The organism is Staphylococcus sp. GDY8P120P (assembly GCF_017892065.1).
GTDB lineage: Bacteria > Bacillota > Bacilli > Staphylococcales > Staphylococcaceae > Staphylococcus > Staphylococcus nepalensis.
This window is the reverse complement of record NZ_JAESKI010000062.1, coordinates 1-754: the sequence shown is the minus strand read 5'-3', so window position 1 is coordinate 754 and position 754 is coordinate 1. Positions and strand designations below refer to the sequence as shown.

The following is a 754-nucleotide window of genomic DNA, read 5'->3' as shown; positions in this document are numbered from 1 at the left end:
ATACGTTGCTCAGTCATCTTTTCATGGTATAGGCGATGATAATAATAGTTTGAAAAATCGAGATAATCAGCATTTTTTAATATCAATCTCTATTGATTTTTTAGTTTTCGATAATCTGTAGGGCGACTTTTTTTGATTTCATTTATGACTGCAATCCACATTGAGTTAATTGTATTATTTAGTAATTGTACGATATGAAAACGATCAATAACAATTTTTGCATTAGGGAAAAAGCCTTAACAACACTTATATATGGAGAATATAAGTTCATTGAAATCGTCTTTACTGCAGCTCGTGCTTCTTTAGAATAGCGATGGAAATACCGAATTAACGACTGCTGTTTTCGATCCTCTATAATGTTTCCTGCTTTCAAGTATATTGTGGTAATTTACTTTATTTTAGGATTTCATGGCCTTTTTGTATACCCAAAAAACCGTGAGAGTATTATCCTCTTACGGTTTTTTCGGCACTTTAACTTGATGAAAATAATAATTCATCTAAATCAAATATCTCAATATATTTATGCGTATGTTGTTTAATTAAACCTTTTTCTTCCAATGCTGAAAACTTTCGACTTATTGTTTCAGGAGTTGTACCCAAATAAGAAGCTAGATCCTTCTTTGACATTGGTAAGGTCACATAAGTATGATTTTCTTCATTCTCAACGTATTCTGATAGAAAATCAATAATACGAGACTCTACTTGCTCCATACCAACCTGCATCGTTTGCTTTTCTGATACCTGTAAACGTTTC

Annotated in this window: 1 protein-coding gene and 1 pseudogene; both read right to left on the bottom strand. The window is 31.6% G+C overall.

Translation table 11 applies throughout. The annotated features are described in order from the left end of the window. Positions 1-89: 89 nt before the first annotated feature. Positions 90-373: pseudogene (locus tag KA900_RS15030) on the bottom strand (ISL3 family transposase). Between the two features lie 98 nt (positions 374-471). Continuing rightward, a partial coding sequence (locus tag KA900_RS14655; RefSeq protein WP_210139792.1) for a Crp/Fnr family transcriptional regulator occupies positions 472-754 on the bottom strand: 283 nt, incomplete at its 5' end.